Raw genomic sequence first — 17,201 nt, 5'->3', positions numbered from 1 at the left:
ACGCGGATTTATCGACTGAAATGCAAAAGCCCCGGCGCGGATGAAGTGCCGAGGCTTTGTTGATTTTGTTTAGCAACATCCGAACCGAGAAAATATCTAATCACAACTCTGCATTTTGAAGGGCGCCTTACTAATCAGCTCTTTTACCCTTCTAACATTTTTATGCCACCAATTTTGATAAACACAAAATTTAACCTTTCCTCTTATTTCTTTTTCTTCTTCTTTTGCGTCCTTATCTCGATCAGGCCAAGATTTAAAATCGCACGTATCAATTATAATTTCTTTATTGATAGGTTCCACATCTTTACCTGAAACAACGACATGTAAGCCATACCTCCCAGGACCTTTAATATGATCGCCACTTCCTAAAGGATAGCGAACCTGAATGCATAGAGCTGGCTCTTTTTCCTCATACTTTCCAGACCATTGCTGATGACAATAATAACGACTATCAAAACCCCTTATATCAGGATCAAGAATTAATGCAATATCACAATAACGCTCCGAATCAGGGTATATTCTTGGAAAGAAATCATCCCCTGAATTTGCCCACACCATATCCATGGCCAAGTAATCTACTGGTTTTTCCTCAATGCCAGCACAGGAATAAGTGTTAATTTGCTTTGCAAAAACCTGAACATTCTCAGCCACGCTTAGCCCTCTATTCCTAACCCTTATTCTTAAAAAGAAAGAATTACAAATACTATCACATCGACCTGCATAAAATTGTGGAACATTTCTATAGCAAGGACTATCGCCTTTATTATCATCAATCGAAACATTTAATTTCGGCCTCTTATACCACTTAACAAACGAATCCTTAAAAATAGCGACAACAACTGCGGCTATAGTTCCAAGCGCAGCAAACCATGATGACATATTTCCACTAAAATCCCTAAAAAGATCATCAAAAACTCGACTTTTCACCAAAGAAACAGCTCCGCAAAAATCGCCATTTAGCGTAAAACAACCATCATAAAAACCGTACAACAAACGAACAAAAAACACAAAAAAGGAAGGAATAAAAAGAGTTAAAAATACACCAAAAACAATAAAGATCAGCCAACCAGATATTTTTTTTAGTATTCTCATATCAAAACAGACTTAGAGTTTCTTAAAAGTCAAACCCTGCATTTCCACCCTCTTGAAAGCAGCATATCTGCGTTCAGATTCCGCAACCCAAGTTGCCTCGATTTCCGGATCGCTCTTATCAAGGCTTTCGAGAAGCATCTCGACCAGACGAATCTTATCGATAGGATTCAGGCTCAATGTCTGCGCCTGCAACTCTTTGGTAATCATAGAATAACGCTCATCCAGTTCATTCAAAACGCTAAAACGTAAAGTAAAAGTAACAAAAATAGCTGAAAACACGTGGCATAACCAAACCATAAATACAAAGCGCACATAGCCTTGAAAAAGCTATGTGCGCCTGAAAAATCACGAAAGTCACAAAATTCACGGGCGAGTCCCGATCGAGCCGCCGAAACCGCCGGTTTTGAGAAACTCCGCCAAATTTGTCAGCCCTTCATCAAAACCAAGAAATGAACGTTTTCATACCAGATCAGACTCACTCGTACTGATCCGGCTCGGCTGGAGAGTTTGCCTTTGAAACCGGCGTTTGCGAATTGTCGCCGCCTGGCCAGGAGAGCGACCAGACGAAGGCGCCGATCCAGCCGAGGCCCGTCCAGCCGAGAAGGATGTTCAGCGCGATGATGGCGGGCAGGCTCCGGTGCTTGCGCGTCCAGGCAAGCAGCGAGGGGACGAAGTAAAAGGCCCAGAGAAAAACGTTCAACAGGATAATCGGCACCGGTGAGGATGTTGACCAGGCCCAGGTGCGCATGATTTCTTGTTCCATAATTGGTTAATTGCTTGTGTTGCTGAAAACTCATCACTCGGTTTGACGACGTGTGCGCTTTTTTTCTTCGCTTTTGTTGGCAAAATCTCTCACTTCCCTGCAAAACCGGGCTTCGGCATTCGCCCTGGCTACCAATGCTGCGTGGCACGGCTGACCAGAGGCGGGCCATTTCCGCCGCGCTCTCAGCCCAATCTCAAAAAAAGCTGTGCCCAAAAGATAATCGCCATCGAAAGCCTTGCGAAATCAGCGTTTGTTTGGTATCCACACACAGAAAAAATACATTGCAAGTATTGCCATGATTACCAATCCACTGACCCGATTCAATGAGCCGGCTTTTTAAGAACAGCCGCATCAAGCGGCGTGCTATTGTCTTGACCTATCTGATCCTTCGCAAAAGCCGTTATTTCAAAGGTTCTTCGCAGCAGTTTCTCCGCATGACCTGGGCTTCGTTCCTCGCCCAGCTTAACCTCAATCAGGATCTTCCGTTTCTTCTCGTTGCCGTTTTCGTTGGACTGGTCACCGGCTATGTCGCCGTTATTTTTCACGACGCCATCAAGATCATCAGCTCCTACCTCTTCTATGGAACGACCGCACTCGGGCTGCCGACCTTCAACAACTACCTCCGGATTTTCCTGCTTCCGCTGATTCCTGCTCTGGGCGGACTGATTGTCGGGCTCTACAACACGTTTGTCGTCAAGGCAAAGCCAGAGCATGGATTGCCGTCGGTCATCAAGGCCGTCGCGCAGAAAAATGGCAAAATCCCCCGAAAAAACTGGATTCACAAAACCATCACTTCGGTGGTCAGCATCGGCACCGGCGGCGGCGGCGGACGTGAAGCGCCGATCGCCCAGGTGGGCGCCTCGATCGGCTCGACCATCGCGCAGTTGCTCAAGTTTTCGCCGGGACGAACCAGAACGCTGCTCGGTTGCGGCGCTGCAGCGGGGCTTGCCGCCGTGTTCAACGCGCCGATTGGTGGCGTGATGTTCGCCGTCGAGGTGATTCTCGGCGATTTCAGCGTCAAGACATTCAGCCCCATCGTGGTGGCCGCCGTGGTGGGGACCGTGCTGTCGAGAAGCTTTCTGGGCAGCTATCCCACTTTTCTGGTCTCCAAATACAGCCTTGTCTCGGATACCGAACTGGTGTTCTACTTCATCCTTGGCGTACTTGCCGGGCTCACCGCAGTACTGTTCATCAGAACTTTTTACATCATCGAAGAGCAGATTCAGAAGATCGAAAAGCGTTTTCGCATACCTGCGTGGTCGATGCCCGCTATTGGCGGCCTTTTGTGCGGTTTTATCTGCATATGGGTGCCGGAGCTGTATGGATTCAGCTACGAGGTGATCGACAGGGCGCTGACCGGGCAGGAGAGCTGGACAAACATGATTGCCGTCTATCTGCTCAAGCCGGTGGTTGTGGCGCTGACGGTCGGCTCCGGCGGATCGGGCGGCATGTTCGCCCCGACCATGAAGATGGGCGCGATGCTCGGCGGCATGTTCGGCAAGGTGGTGAACACGCTCTTTCCGACGATCACCGCCGCATCGGGAGCCTACGCGCTGGTCGGCATGGGCGCGGTAACGGCGGGCATCATGCGTGCGCCGCTGACGGTAATCCTTATTTTGTTTGAAGTTACCGGCCAGTACGAAATCGTGCTGCCCATCATGTTCGCGGCGGTCACCTCGGCCCTGGTGGCGCGCTTGGCCTATCCGTACACCATGGAGACCTACGTGCTCGAAAAGGAGAATGTGCGCGTCGGCTTCGGCATTGCCCTGACCATCGCCGGAAACATCAGCGTACTCGAAGTGATGCAGCGCAAATTCGTCAAGTTCTTTGATGTCACCAAAGTCGAAACCATCATCGATGCGTTCCACAACACCCGCGACTCGCACTTTTTCATCACGACGCCGGAGGGGTCGTTCATCGGCATCATCGGCCTCGACGAGATGAGTCTCGTTCTGAAGGATGGCATCTTTCCCGGCATGATCGCCGATGATCTGGTCAAAAAGAATGTGACCGTCCTGTACGACACCTCCAAGCTCGACGAGGCGCTCAAGATTTTCGAGATCTCCGAATACTCGACGCTACCGGTGGTCGAGCACAAGTCGGGAAAGCTGCTCGGCATTCTCAAGCAGGACGAGGCGTTCTCCTATTATCGCAAGCAGATGAACCTCATCGGCGAGGACACCGGCGAACTTGTCAAGCAGCGGGCGATATAACAATCGGGCGGAGTTACAGGGCGACCGGTAACTCCGCCCGATTGTTTCAATCCTGAATTTCTGACCCGGCGCAACGAGGCGCGTGGCGGGAATCCGGATTTTACATTGCAGACCTATCGTCTGTCGCGACGCTCAAAGTCATGCTCTCCTCCCGGCGCTCCACGCTGCTCGCGGCGATCCTCGAAACCCCGGTCGCGACCGGGAGCCGGTCGGCCCTCCGGAGTGCTGCGGTTGTCGCGGCTGCGCCACCGTTCACGATCCATCCTGAACCGGTTGTCCCAGAATCCCCGGTCGTGCCGACGATATTCCGTGTCGCGGCGCTGACGAATATCCCCCCAACTGCGCCGACGGATCGTCATCGGCAAGTCGTCATTCCGCACTCTGCCCCACGGCCCTCGATAGCCGCGTGAACGGTACCAGTAGCCGTCACGGAAAAGGAAGTAGTAATCATCAAAAAAGATGAGATCATACGGTACGCCCCATGCGACATAAAAGCCATAATCATCCAGATAGATGAAGTCAGGCCTTGCATCGAAAGACACATCGGGGTCATGCCGTGTCGCCATCGCCAATGGAAGCGCGGCCTGGACATGGGCTGGCGCTTGCCAGAAAATGATTCCTGCGGCTCCCAATACCATCATCATTCGCTTTTTCATACGGGCCTCCTGTTGTTTGAACATGAGATAGGGCAACAACTCCGATAACCTCATCAATGAGCGCTGTCGTTCTTGAAAAAAGAGTGCTTTATTTGCTTATACAAAAACCCTGTTCAATTCGTGCCGCCATTGCCGGTTGTTTCCATCAGAGATTTGACTGGCCGCGCCTGAGAGGGCAAATTCAACACTCACGCCAACCGGCAATGAAATCTCAAGCGATGACCATCGCGACCAACAGCCGGAAAGGCGATTATACGTTCGCGGCTCCCGTCACGCAAAACCGGGGTCAGGCATTGTGCGTCGGCGAGCGTGACGCTTCGATTGTCACAACTCCAAAAAGCTGCTTGCATTTGCGGCGGCGGGTGCGTATGGTTCAATGGCGCGCCGTCCCGAAACACCGGCAAAGCGCTTCTGGCCTTCATGAACCACGATGGAGAAGCCTCATGACTGGTTACAAGCAAAAATATTCCGTCCCGAACCTGCTCGACCTGGTTGCCGAGGGCGAGGGTTTGCGCATCGAGTTCAAGCGCCTCATCCACTCCGCGCCCAAAATCGCCCGCTCAATCACGGCGTTCGCTAACACCTCCGGCGGCGTCATTCTGATCGGCGTTGACGACGACCGGCGAATCGTCGGCATTCACAGCGAGAAGGAGACGCTTGAGGTGATCGACGAGGCGATGCGGTTCCACATCGAGCCGAAGCCGCGCATCGGGGTGAGCTTCGCGGAGTTCAGGTGCCGGATGGTGCTCTTCGTCGATATTCCGCAAAGCCCGGAACGCCCCCACTTTCATGTCGAACGCCTCATCCGGCGCGACAGCGACAAGCGCGGCGTCGAGCGGCGGGTCTTCATCCGCGAGGGCAGCCACAACAAGGCCGCCTCGGAAGAGTGCATCGAGTTGATGCTCTCGTCGCGCGAGCCGGTCAGGGTCTCGTTCACCAACCGCGAACGCCGCCTGCTCGACTGGTTGAACCGCCACGACCGGATCACGGCGGAAGAGTTCGCCGACAACGCCTGCATTCCGATGAAGGAGGCTCGCCGCATCCTGGTGTCGCTGGTGCGCTCCGGCGCGTTGCGGCTCGACACCGTTAGCGGCAGAAGCAGCTACAGCTTGGCGTTCCACTGAGCAGCGCCGCTCATTCCGCTCTTACTCTACATTTCCGTATTATTATTTTAGGAAATCATCTTAAATAACCGTATTTATTTAAGTCGTTGTCCGAACGGCTCGACCCGGCCTGCAATCTCTCTTTTTTTTACCGCCCATGACCCGACTGTTCGATCAATACCATCCGCAATCCGACCGCTTTTTCGACGAGGTAATCAGCCACGAGAGCGCGCCAAGACCGCATTACGGCATCATGATGCAGCGGTTCAACCAGTTTTCGGCGGCAGACATCCGGGCGAGGCGAGAGTTGGTGAACATCTTTTTCCGCAACCAGGGCATCACCTTCACGGTCTATGGCGTTGACGAAGGGATCGAGCGCATCTTTCCGTTCGACCTGATTCCGCGAATCATTCCCGCCTCAGAATGGGAGGGCATCGAGCGCGGTCTCATTCAGCGAATCACCGCCTTAAATCTTTTCCTCGCCGATCTTTATCAGGATCAGAAAATCCTGCGCGACAAGATCATTCCCGCCGAACTGGTGCTTGGCAGCAAACACTTCCGGCGCGAATTCGTCGGTGTGCGCCCGCCGCTCGGCGTCTATATCCACGTCACGGGCAGCGACCTCATCCGCGATGCAGAGGGGCGCTACCTCGTGCTCGAAGACAACCTGCGCACGCCGAGCGGCGTTTCGTATATGTTGCAGAACCGCATCGCCATGAAGCGCGCCTTTCCGGTGCTCTTCGACCGCTACACCGTGCGTCCGGTCGAAAACTACCCGCAGCAACTGCTCCGAACGCTTCAGGAGATCAGCCCGACGCCGAAACTCGACCCCAAGGTGGTGGTGCTCACGCCGGGCATCTACAACTCCGCCTACTTCGAGCACAGCTTCCTGGCCCGGCAGATGGGCGTGCAGCTCACCGAGGGGCGCGACCTGGTGGTCAACAACAACAAGGTCTATACCCGGACGACCAGGGGATTGAAAATCGTCGATGTGATCTACCGCCGCGTCGATGACGAATTCATCGATCCGCTCGTCTTCCGGCCCGACTCGGTGCTCGGCGTGGCGGGCCTCATCAACGCCTACCGCAAGGGCAACGTGACGCTGGCCAACGCCATCGGCACCGGCGTGGCCGACGACAAGGTGATCTACAGCTTCGTGCCGCAAATCATCAAATACTACCTCGGCGAAGATCCGGTGCTCGACAACGTCGAGACCTGGCTGGCGGGCAATCCGAAGCATCTGAAGTACATTCTCGAAAACCTCGACAAGCTGGTGGTCAAGGCGGCCAACGAGTCGGGCGGATACGGCATGCTGGTCGGGCCTGAATCGACGCCGGAACAGCGCGAGCGCTTCGCCGAAAAGATCGTGGAGAATCCCCGGAACTATATCGCCCAGCCGACCATTTCGCTCTCGCGCCATCCGAGCTTTTTCAACGAGACCGAGATCGCGCCGTGCCATATCGACCTGCGTCCCTACGTGCTCAATGGCAAGTCCATCTCCATCGTGCCCGGCGGTTTGACCAGAGTGGCGCTCAGGCGCGGTTCTCTGGTGGTCAACTCCTCGCAGGGCGGAGGAAGCAAGGATACCTGGGTCATCGATAACTGAACCTTTAACGAACGAATTGTCAATGCTGAGTCGTGTCGCCGAATCGCTGTTCTGGATGAGCCGCTACTTTGAACGCGCCGAAAACACCGCGCGTTTTCTCGACGTCAACTTCAATTTGCTGCTTGACCTCGACAGCATCACCCCAGTCGATCATCCGAATTACTGGAAGCCGCTCATCATGGTGATGGCCGATCCGGAGCACTTCAACAGCCTCTACCCGGAGTACGACGCGCACTCGGTGACGGACTATCTGGTCTTCAACCGCGGGAACAGTAACTCGATCCTCTCCTCGATCAGCATGGCGCGCGAAAACGCCCGGAGCGTCATCGAGAGCATTTCGAGCGAAATGTGGGAGCAGCTCAACAATCTCTACCACTTTTTGCAAAGCGTTTCGCCGCAGCAGGTGCACAGCGATCCCTACACCTTTTACAAGGAGATCAAGAACGCCTCGCACCTCTTTCAGGGGATCACCGACAACACCTTTTCGCACAACGAGGGGTGGGCCTTCGTGCAGATCGGCAAGTACCTCGAACGCGCCGACAACTCCGCGCGCCTCATCGATGTAAAATATCATATGCTCACCACCAGCCCGGCCAGGCACTCCGACCTGGTCAGCGGCTCGGTGGACATCATCCAGTGGATGGCGGTGCTGAAAAGTTGCAGCGCTCTGGAAGCGTTCCGGAAGGTTTATCTCTCGAAAATCGATCCCGAAAACATCCTCGACTTCCTGATTCTCGACCGGAGCTTTCCGCGCAGCATCACCTTTTCAATCTGCGCCGCGCAGGAGGCGTTGTGGAGAATCTCCGGCAGCTCTTCTCACCGCTACGCCAACAACGTGGACCGGCTGATCGGCAAGATGGAGGCGGAGATGAGCTACGCGACCGTCGAAGAGATTCTTCAGCAAGGGGTGCGCCCGTTCCTCGAAGAGATCGAGCAGGGGCTGGCCAGGATTGGCGAGCAGCTTCACCTGCTCTACTTCGCCTATCATACGCCAAAAATCGAGCCTGCCGACATCTCCGAAGCGCTTCCATTCACCGGCCTCGACGGACGGCGGGCCAACTGGAGCCAGTCTCAACAGCAACAGCAATAACGTTTTAGCGACTCTGTCAACCGGGAACCATTTCAGCGCATGATCCTCAAAGTCGAACATTCGACGCTTTTCGAATACGAAGAGCCGATCTACGAAACCGCCACCGAAGTGCGCCTGCATCCGGCAAGCGCCGTCGGCTCGCAGCAGTGCGCCAGTTTCAACCTCCAGATCACGCCACCGGCGGCGATCTTCGATTACACCGATTATTACGGCAACCGGGTGCACCATTTCAACATCCTGCAAAGCCACAAGCGGGTGCAGATCATCGCCACCTCGGTGGTCGAAACCGCCGCGCAGCCGGAAACCGGGCAATTCACCGAGGATGAAATCCTCCTGCTCGACCTGCTTGCCGAAAGCCACTACGTCCGTTTCGACCCGGCGATCCAGGCGCTGGCCGCCCGTTTCCGGGAGATCGGCGAGCCGTGCCGACAAGCCACCGAAATCTGCCGCCATATTAACGACACCTTCCTCTACGAGCCGGGCGCGACCGACGTGCACAGCACCAGCGCCGTCGTCATGGCTCTCGGACGCGGCGTGTGCCAGGATTTCGCCCACATCATGCTCGCCGCCTGCCGTCATCTCGGCCTTCCGGCGCGCTATGTCAGTGGCTATCTCTATGGCGGCGGAAGCACCCCGGAGGGGCAGGACGAGGCAAGCCACGCCTGGTGCGAAGTGTGGTGTGGAACGGAGACGGGATGGACGGGGTTCGATCCGACGCACAAAACGCTGTTTGTGGATGACCGGTACATCAAGATCGGAACGGGGCGGGATTACGGCGACGTGCCGCCGGTTCGCGGCACCTACAAGGGTACATCCGCCGAAAAACTGGGCGTCTCGGTCAGGGTCAGCTCACTGGAGCACGACAGCGACGCGCTCGGCCTTCAACAGCGGAACCGCTTCTGAGGCGTTGAACCGGGGCGTCGATCCGGAGCGACTCACGCCACATCGAGGGTCTCCCGTACCTTCTCGGCCAGCGCCTTGAAGGTGAAGGGTTTGCGGATCACGTTGACCAATGGATGGCGCACTCCGTAGCCGGCAACCACGTCCGCCGAGTATCCCGACATGAAGAGCACCCTGAAGCCGGGACTGATCGCCGAAAGCTTCGAGGAGAGATCGGTGCCATTCATCTCCGGCATAACCACGTCGGTCAGAAGCAGATCAATCTTGCCGCTGTTCTTTTCGGCAAGCATCATCGCTTCGGAGGGACAGGCTGCGGCATAGACCGTAAAGCCGGACTTTTCGAGCATCATCCGGCAAAGGCTGAGAATTTCAGGCTCGTCCTCGACGACGAGAATCGTCGTCTGCCCGCCATCATTGCTCCTGCCCTCGACCTCGAATGCCGAGACATCGCGCTTCTTGTGCAGTGGCAGATAGATTCTGAAGGTGCTGCCTCGTCCCTCTTCACTCTCGAAATCGACAAATCCGCGATTTTGCTTCACGATGCCGTAAATCGACGAAAGTCCGAGACCGGTGCCTTTGCCAAGCGCCTTGGTGGTAAAAAACGGCTCGAAGATGTGCGGTTTGTGATCACCGTTTATTCCATGACCGGTATCGATCACGGAGATCATGGCATACTCCCCGGCGGATCTGAAATTATCGTCGTTATCCAGTGAAGCGCCGATGCTGATCTGCCGGACTTCAATAACGATCGTTCCGGCTCCTTTCATGGCGTCGCGGGCATTGAGGCAGAGATTCATCAGAATCTGGTCGAGCTGCGACGGATCGATGCGAACCTTGCACTCCGTGCCGCACGGACGCCAGACAACCTCGATCTTGTCGCCAGCAACTCTTTGCAGAATAGACAACGACTCCGCGACCGCATCATCAAGGTTCAGCTCCTTGGGCACGGCCGTTTGCTTCCGGGCGAAGGCGAGCAACTGGCTGGTCATTTCAGCCGACCGTTCAGCCGCCTGGTAAATCTCCTGCAAGTTCTCCGCCACCATCGGGTCCAGATCGTCACTCGAAAGCGCCAGTTCGGCATTGCCAAGAATGACCCCAAGCATGTTGTTAAAGTCATGGGCTATACCGCCGGCGAGCTGACCGATCAGCTCCATTTTCTGGATTTGCAGCAGAATCGACTGATTGCGCATCTCGGATTGAGCCGATCTTTTCCGAACGACGATGTCCCAGACCAGATCGGCAAGCGTACCAACCCACTGGGCGTCATTGTCGGTATAGGGTGTGCGCTTGTTGCTGACCATGAGAACAGCGACCACATTGCCGCGCTCGATGATCGGTACGGAGAGGCTGTTGGATATGGCGGGATGTTCAGGCGGAAAGCCAGCATGGGCCAAATCAGGATATTCGTTGACAATGCTGGCCCGCCCGGTTTCGATGGCCGCTTTGAGAAACGGCATGACGTCGAATGGATGGTGCCCGCCAGCGTGGCTGATTACCCCCATCTGCTCACGAACGCTGCCTGACCAGATACAGCCGGACAAACTCCCGGAATCCCCGGAAAGAAAGTAGATAAAACCGAAACGGCTGTCTGTCAGCTTTTCAGCTTCATCGAGCGTCTTCTGCAAAATCTCCTCTATCGACGCCTTTTCGGCCTGCTGCAAAAGTCCGAGACGGAATTCCGTCAGCGATTCGAGCCGTTTACGCTGCGTGAGATCGTAGAGAACACCGATCGCGCCTTCGGTGCGGTTGTCGTGATAACGCTGAAGCTTCAGTTCAACGAAACAGGCCGAGCCATCTTTTTTGAGTATCTTGATTTCGCTGGCCCGAATGGCCGACGCATTTGAAATCACCTCCCTGAACATCGATAACGCGGTGCATCCCGTCTCGGCTTCATCGCAGAACTGGTTGAACGGCCTGCCCTCGCACTCCTGCGAAGAGTAACCGGTCATCCTTTCATAAGCCGGTGAAACATAGACAACCCTGCCATCGGCATCGGTAATGAACACCGGCGCATCGGCCTGCTCGAACATCGAGCGGTACCGCTGCTCGCCAAGCATCATGGCCATGCCGACTTTTTTCAGGCGGGTAATATCGATACCGGTGCCTGTTATGAAATAGTGCCCGTCATGCTCATAACGGTTCGCGATAAGAAGAAACCAGCGAAAGACCGGGCCGCCCTTGAGCAGAACTCTGATCTCCGCGGTCTCCTGAACTCCCTGCTCAAGAATCTTGTGCATTCTCTGCGCGACCAGATTCCTGTCCTCCGGATGGATGAGATCAAGAAAATGGATCGACATCATAGCATCATCGGACAAACCGGCGATCCGGTCACGAAACCAGGAACTCCATCGCACCATGTGCCCACCGGCGTCAACCACGTACATGGACTGAGGCAACACCTCTGCAATATGAGTAGAACCGGTAGAGCCTGATGTGACAGAATCCGGAAATCCGGGCATTCCGTTAGTACTGTTTTCTGGCATGAAAAGGATTACGCTAAAAGGAGCACTGAGCTCAAAACATGCTTGTTATAAAGTGCTTACATATAAAAAAACAGCGCGCTATACATAAATCACCACTCAGAGAAGGTATATGTTGAACTTACAACATTTTTCTCAGCGTATAAAATTTCACGCCGTTATTTTTCCTCGTTTTTGCTTACATGCCGGTTCAATACAGCGCTGATTTTTATTTATGCATCACGTTCCCTACTTTCACTCGTCTCTGGTCACGCTCGATTCACCTTCTGCCATCTGCCCAGCGCCATGGAATTCTCGGTCACATCGAAAGACAGCCGCTCGGCGGCGCGTTGCGGCGTGCTCTCGACCGCGCATGGAAGCATTCCAACGCCGATCTTCATGCCGGTCGGCACACGGGCGAGCGTCAAATCGATCGAACCGGATGAGCTGAAGGCGCTCGATGCGAAAATCATCCTCGCCAACACCTACCACCTTTTCCTCAAGCCCGGCAACGATATTCTCTTCAAAGCTGGCGGCGTCCACCGCTTCATGAACTGGGACGGGCCGCTCCTGACCGACAGCGGCGGCTATCAGGTCTATTCGCTCACAGATTTGCGGAAGATCAGCGAGGAAGGCGTGATGTTCAAATCGCATCTCGACGGTTCAAAGTTGCATTTCACGCCGGAAAACGTCGTCGATACGCAGCGTATTATCGGCAGCGACATCATGATGCCGCTCGACGAGTGCCCGCCGTGGCCCGCCGAGCGCGACTACGTGCAGAAGTCGGGCGAGCTGACGCTTCGCTGGGCCGATCGGGCGCGCAAGCACTTCCTCTCGACCCGTCCGCACTACGGCTGCGAGCAGTTCCAGTTCGGCATCACGCAGGGCGGCACCTTCGACGATTTGCGCGCCCATTCGAGCCGGGAGCTGGTCAAGATGGAGTTCGACGGCTACGCGGTCGGCGGCATGGCGGTCGGTGAACCGGCCGAACAGATGTACCGGATGCTGGAGCTGTCGCACACCATTCTGCCCGAATCGAAGCCGCGCTACCTGATGGGGGTCGGCACTCCATCGAACATCCTCAACGCCATCGAGCGCGGCATCGACATGTTCGACTGCGTCATCCCTACGCGCGAAGGGCGCAACGGGCGCATCTATACCCGCAAGGGCGCGATCAACCTGCGAGCCGCAAAATACGCCGACGACTTCCGCCCGATTGACGAAGGTTTCGACAACCACGTCTGCCGCAACTACAGCCGCGCCTACATCCGCCACCTGCTCAACGTCGGCGAAATTCTCGGCCTCAAGCTCTGCACGATGCAGAACCTCTCGTTCTACCTCTGGCTCACCAGAACCGCGCGCGAGCAGATCGCGGCAGGCGACTTCACCGATTGGAAAGAATCCTTCCTCATGGAGTTCAACAGCAATGGCAACAAGTAACGAACGAAAACCGGCGGTCTTCCTGCTCAGCCTCGGCTGCTCGAAGAACACGGTTGACAGCGAGCGGCTCACCGCGCAGGCGGTTGCTTCGGGGCTGACCTTCACCGACGACGTTGACGAGGCAAGCATCATCCTCATCAACACCTGCGGCTTCATCGAGGACGCCAAGCGGGAGTCGATCGACGAAATGCTCGCCGCCATCGGCAAAAAGGAGGAGGGCGTCGGGCGCGAGGTCTATGTGATGGGCTGCCTGGTCGAACTCTACCGCAGGGAGTTGAGCGACGAAATGCCCGAAATCGACGGATGGTTCGGCACCCGCCAGCTCCCCGAAGTGCTCGCGGCCATCGGCGCGAAGTATCGCGAAGAACTCTACGACCGACGCGAACTGCTCACCCCGCCGCACTACGCCTTTCTCAAGATTTCCGAAGGGTGCAACCGCCGCTGTTCGTTCTGCTCCATCCCGAAAATCCGCGGCCCCTACCTCAGCCAGCCAATCGAGCAGCTCCTGCGCGAAGCCGCGCTGCTCCAAGAACAAGGCGTCCGCGAGCTGAACCTCATCGCACAGGACATCAGCGTTTACGGCTACGACCTCTACGGCAAGTCCGCGCTCAACGACCTCACACTGCGCCTCTCCGACATGGGCTTCGACTGGATCCGCCTGCTCTACGCCTACCCGCTCAACTTCCCGCTGGAACTGATCGATACCATGCGCGAGCGCCGCAACGTCTGCAATTACCTTGACATGCCGTTGCAGCACATCAACGACCGCATCCTGAAATCGATGCAGCGCGGCATCGGGCGCAGCGAAACCATCCGCCTCATCGACGAGATTCGCAGCCGTAACCCCGACATCCGCCTCCGCACCACCATGATCGCGGGCTACCCCGGCGAAACCCGCGAAGAGTTCGACGAGCTGCTCGACTTCGTGCGCGAAACCCGCTTCGACCGCCTCGGCTGCTTCCCCTACCGCCACGAAGAACACGCCCCCGCCTACGCGCTGGACGACACGGTCAGCGACGAAGAGAAGGAGGAGCGAGTCGCCGAACTGATGGTGTTACAGGAAGGCATCTCGGCCAGCCTCAACCGTAAACTCGAAGGCCAGACGCTGAGGGTGCTCATCGACCGCATCGAAGAGAACGTCGCCTACGCCCGAACCGAATACGACGCCCCCGAAGTCGATAACGACGTCATTATCGAAATTGGCGATGAAGCTGTGACGGCAGGAGAATTCCGACAGGTGATCATCGAGGACTCGACGGCGTATGAGTTGTTCGGGAGGATGAGCGAGGGGTAATCCTGTGTTTCCAGTACGATGGTTTCCGGCTGCAATGCATAATGGCCAGTAACAGGATATAATTGTCTTCGATAGTATAGAGAACCGCGTATGGGAAACGTTTGGTCAGGCATCGCCGTACATCTTCATCGATTATGCGATATAACTCTGGATTTTCTACTATCTTTTTGATAGCGTCTTCCATTTCAGAATAAAACGCCGCTCCCAAAGAGGGACTTTTCTCGACATAGTACATCGTCGCCTCCGTGAACTCAAGGCGTGCTTCAGGATGAAACGAGTATCTCATTTATCATCGATAAGCTTTCGAACCTCTTCCATCACCGCAAGCCCTGGTATCGGCTGAACCTCGCCACTTCGCACCTCATCACGACGTTTTTTCGCCTCGTCCAACCAGATTTTACTGACTGATTCCTTATCCAGACTTTCAACCAGCCTCTCAGCCAAAAGCGCCCTCGCTTCCCCGGATAAGGCCATAGCCTGTATTGTTAATTTGTCAACTGATGTAGCCATAATATTTTGTTTTCTGATATTCTTTTGTCGCTTTCCCAGTAATGAAACCTTAGCATAACTCACGCTGCTTCTTCCGGTAGCGGAAGCTGAAAACGTCCGGCGACAATTCCTTCGACTGTCAAGTCCTCATCCAGCTCTTCCCAGCGCAGCGCAAAACCATTGACATCAACCCTCACATTTTTCAGCTCCTCCTCCGATGCCGCTTTCAAGATCCTGAATCGATCCGCGGGAAAGCCGATAATGCGTCCGTCGGCAAGCTCAAAAAAAATCATCCGTCCCTCAGCCCAAGCCCGAAGAGCGCAAGGATTATTTTCAATTGCTGTGACAGTCATAGTATTTGAACAATAAATATTGCAATTGAAATCAACATATCGATTTCAAAATCCATTTCCACACATTCATCGCTGGACTCCCGCTTCGCTTACCCTACCACTTCATCATCGGAAGCGGGTCTTTCGGATGCTCCTTCATCCGCTCGAAGGCCAGCCGGGCCAGCGTGGCGTGGAATCCGGCATTCGGATAACGGCGCTGGATTTCGAGGATGTAGCGGCGCGGGAGGCCGAAATTGCGAGCGCCGAGGGTGACGTCGATCCAGTCGGCCTGGCGGAAGGGTTCAACGAGCCAGCCGGGCTTGCAACTCCACGGGGTCACTTTGTGGTGGTTGTCGATCATCGCCACGACTTCGTCCGCCCACTCGGCCTTGCTGGTCGAATCGAGGTACGCGCGGGCGAGGCGTCTGGAGGGTTCGAGGTAGTCGAAGGTGGCGTCCGCCCAGATGCCGAGGTCGTGGAATGCCGCGGCGATGGCGATCTTCTGGCGGCTCTCCCCCTCCGCTTCGGCCAGCTCGCAGGCGAAGATGAACACCCGACGGCAGTGGTTGCGGTAGCCCGCGAAGTCGCGCCCGATCACCCGCAGCCAGGGATCGACCAGCGCATCGACCATCGAAACCTGTTCCGGTTTAACTTGCATCATGGTTGACCTCCGCTTTTTCATTTTCCTGAATCGGGCGCGAGCTTTTGCGGCAAATCGTGTACGCCCTTTTGTATATTCCCCGAATCGTTAAAAAATAAACTTTTCCGAACATTCGCTAACCATCGGGACGGCACTCATGATGAAAGCTGACGAGAGAGAGGCAGGTAAAAGCATCGGATTGGCATGGGCGGCGAGTCTGGTGGCAACGGCGCTCGTCACGCTGCTTGCATCGTTCTGGTTCCAGAATACCCCGATCATGAGCGGCGGGGCCGTCGGATCGCAGAAGCTGGCGCTACTCGCGGATATGCGGATGAACCTCGCGCGGTCGTCCGAAAAGGAGAAGAGCGCCGTTTTGTCTGCGAGCGACGAACAGGCCGCCGGATTCGCCGAACAGTCGAAAGCCGCGGCCAATGATGTGGATCGTGATTTGAAAAAGCTCGAAGCGAGCGTCGCGCAAAGCGGCTCCGAAAAGGAGAAGGAGCTGGTCGGCAAGTTCGGCGAGTCGTGGAAAACGCTCAGTGCGATTGACGCCGGGCTGCTCGAATCGGCCATGCAGAACACCAACGTCAAGGCGCTCGACCTGTCGAACACCATCGGCGCGGAGCTGCAACAAAAGATTGACGAGAACCTCTCGAAGCTGACCGCACGGGTCAAGCCGGAGTGGCGAAAAGCGCAGATGGAGAAGGTCGCCGGTGATGCGAGCCTCGCCATCCGAAACATCGCGCTCCTCCAGACGCGCCACATCGACGACGCCTCGGAAGCCGACAAGAAAAAGCTCGAAGCCTTGATGCTGGCCGAACAGGGCAAAGTCAGCGCCGGGCTGAAAGCGCTCGACAAAATGGCCGGCAAAAAGAGCCGCGTCTATATCCGCGAGGCCACGACAGACTTCAGCGAGTTCATGCGAGTCAACGCCGAAATCGTGCGGCTCTCGACGCTCAACACCAACAAAAGCACAGCCGCCCTGTCGCTCGGCAAAAAGCGCAAAGCCGAAGCCGAATGCGACCGCACCCTCCAGGCGCTCCAAAAGCTCGCCGCCAAAAAGCCATAACAACAATCCTCCCTGGAAGTTGTCCACAAAGTCCACAACGTCCACCGCAACCCCC

General features: G+C 55.6%; 17 protein-coding genes. 8 read left to right on the top strand and 9 right to left on the bottom strand.

Annotated features, from left to right (window positions below; all coding sequences use genetic code 11):
- Positions 1-96: 96 nt before the first annotated feature.
- The 3 genes from EST62_RS11815 to EST62_RS11805 form a co-directional block, all read right to left on the bottom strand.
- A complete protein-coding gene (locus EST62_RS11815) occupies positions 97-1,092 on the bottom strand; it encodes a hypothetical protein (RefSeq protein WP_129052282.1) in 996 nt (331 codons plus the stop codon).
- 12 nt (positions 1,093-1,104) lie between these two features.
- Positions 1,105-1,404: an addiction module protein gene (locus tag EST62_RS11810; protein WP_209019441.1), complete on the bottom strand. Its 300-nt coding sequence runs from the start codon at positions 1,402-1,404 to the stop codon at positions 1,105-1,107.
- A gap of 163 nt (positions 1,405-1,567) precedes the next feature.
- The gene (locus EST62_RS11805) at positions 1,568-1,855 is read right to left on the bottom strand and encodes a superinfection immunity protein (RefSeq protein WP_129052281.1); all 288 of its coding nucleotides are present in this window, start codon (positions 1,853-1,855) and stop codon (positions 1,568-1,570) included.
- Positions 1,856-2,178: 323 nt separating this feature from the next.
- Here EST62_RS11805 and EST62_RS11795 point away from each other — a divergent pair, with 323 nt between their 5' ends.
- A complete protein-coding gene (locus EST62_RS11795; RefSeq protein ID WP_129052280.1) occupies positions 2,179-4,068 on the top strand; it encodes a chloride channel protein in 1,890 nt (629 codons plus the stop codon).
- A gap of 113 nt (positions 4,069-4,181) precedes the next feature.
- Here EST62_RS11795 and EST62_RS11790 read toward each other — a convergent pair whose 3' ends face one another.
- Complete coding sequence (locus tag EST62_RS11790) at positions 4,182-4,724, bottom strand: hypothetical protein (protein ID WP_129052279.1); 543 nt, start codon at positions 4,722-4,724, stop codon at positions 4,182-4,184.
- A 443-nt stretch (positions 4,725-5,167) separates the two neighbouring features.
- On the opposite strand from EST62_RS11790, the gene EST62_RS11785 reads away from it, so the two are divergent.
- The 4 genes from EST62_RS11785 (at position 5,168) to EST62_RS11770 (ending at position 9,426) form a co-directional block, all read left to right on the top strand.
- Entirely contained in the window at positions 5,168-5,848 is a 681-nt protein-coding gene (locus EST62_RS11785) for a helix-turn-helix domain-containing protein (protein ID WP_129052278.1), read from the top strand.
- Positions 5,849-5,984: 136 nt separating this feature from the next.
- Positions 5,985-7,433, top strand: a complete 1,449-nt coding sequence (locus EST62_RS11780; RefSeq protein ID WP_129052277.1) for a circularly permuted type 2 ATP-grasp protein — start codon at positions 5,985-5,987, stop codon at positions 7,431-7,433.
- 22 nt (positions 7,434-7,455) lie between these two features.
- Positions 7,456-8,523, top strand: a complete 1,068-nt coding sequence (locus tag EST62_RS11775; protein WP_129052276.1) for an alpha-E domain-containing protein — start codon at positions 7,456-7,458, stop codon at positions 8,521-8,523.
- A gap of 39 nt (positions 8,524-8,562) precedes the next feature.
- Positions 8,563-9,426 carry a transglutaminase family protein gene (locus EST62_RS11770; protein WP_129052275.1) on the top strand — a complete coding sequence of 288 codons (864 nt, stop codon included), beginning with the start codon at positions 8,563-8,565 and terminating at the stop codon, positions 9,424-9,426.
- A gap of 32 nt (positions 9,427-9,458) precedes the next feature.
- Here EST62_RS11770 and EST62_RS11765 read toward each other — a convergent pair whose 3' ends face one another.
- Positions 9,459-11,882, bottom strand: coding sequence for a PAS domain S-box protein (locus EST62_RS11765; protein WP_129052274.1), 2,424 nt, complete (start codon positions 11,880-11,882; stop codon positions 9,459-9,461).
- Between the two features lie 306 nt (positions 11,883-12,188).
- Here EST62_RS11765 and tgt point away from each other — a divergent pair, with 306 nt between their 5' ends.
- Positions 12,189-13,322 (top strand): tRNA guanosine(34) transglycosylase Tgt, encoded by a 1,134-nt coding sequence (gene tgt, locus EST62_RS11760; protein WP_129052273.1) that lies wholly within the window; start codon positions 12,189-12,191, stop codon positions 13,320-13,322.
- Positions 13,309-14,616 carry a 30S ribosomal protein S12 methylthiotransferase RimO gene (rimO, locus tag EST62_RS11755; RefSeq protein WP_129052272.1) on the top strand — a complete coding sequence of 436 codons (1,308 nt, stop codon included), beginning with the start codon at positions 13,309-13,311 and terminating at the stop codon, positions 14,614-14,616. Before tgt ends, rimO begins: the two co-directional genes overlap by 14 nt.
- Here the strand turns inward: rimO and EST62_RS14015 are convergent.
- The 4 genes from EST62_RS14015 to EST62_RS11735 all read right to left on the bottom strand — a co-directional run bounded on the left by EST62_RS14015 (position 14,564) and on the right by EST62_RS11735 (position 16,098).
- Positions 14,564-14,902, bottom strand: coding sequence for a type II toxin-antitoxin system RelE/ParE family toxin (locus EST62_RS14015; protein WP_129052271.1), 339 nt, complete (start codon positions 14,900-14,902; stop codon positions 14,564-14,566). The two genes, rimO and EST62_RS14015, sit on opposite strands and share 53 nt — an antisense overlap.
- Positions 14,899-15,189 carry an addiction module protein gene (locus EST62_RS11745; protein WP_209019440.1) on the bottom strand — a complete coding sequence of 97 codons (291 nt, stop codon included), beginning with the start codon at positions 15,187-15,189 and terminating at the stop codon, positions 14,899-14,901. The genes EST62_RS14015 and EST62_RS11745 overlap by 4 nt, the downstream gene beginning before the upstream one ends.
- Positions 15,186-15,458 carry a DUF2442 domain-containing protein gene (locus tag EST62_RS11740; RefSeq protein ID WP_209019439.1) on the bottom strand — a complete coding sequence of 91 codons (273 nt, stop codon included), beginning with the start codon at positions 15,456-15,458 and terminating at the stop codon, positions 15,186-15,188. Before EST62_RS11740 ends, EST62_RS11745 begins: the two co-directional genes overlap by 4 nt.
- A 94-nt stretch (positions 15,459-15,552) precedes the next feature.
- Positions 15,553-16,098: an HD domain-containing protein gene (locus EST62_RS11735; protein WP_245153621.1), complete on the bottom strand. Its 546-nt coding sequence runs from the start codon at positions 16,096-16,098 to the stop codon at positions 15,553-15,555.
- Between the two features lie 136 nt (positions 16,099-16,234).
- On the opposite strand from EST62_RS11735, the gene EST62_RS11730 reads away from it, so the two are divergent.
- A complete protein-coding gene (locus EST62_RS11730) occupies positions 16,235-17,146 on the top strand; it encodes an MCP four helix bundle domain-containing protein (RefSeq protein ID WP_129052270.1) in 912 nt (303 codons plus the stop codon).
- The last annotated feature ends 55 nt before the right edge of the window (positions 17,147-17,201 follow it).

Origin of the sequence: Chlorobaculum sp. 24CR (assembly GCF_004118635.1) — a bacterium.
Classification (GTDB): Bacteria; Bacteroidota; Chlorobiia; order Chlorobiales; family Chlorobiaceae; genus Chlorobaculum.
The sequence above is the reverse complement of the archived record's forward strand: the minus strand, read 5'-3'. Positions and strand labels throughout refer to the sequence as shown.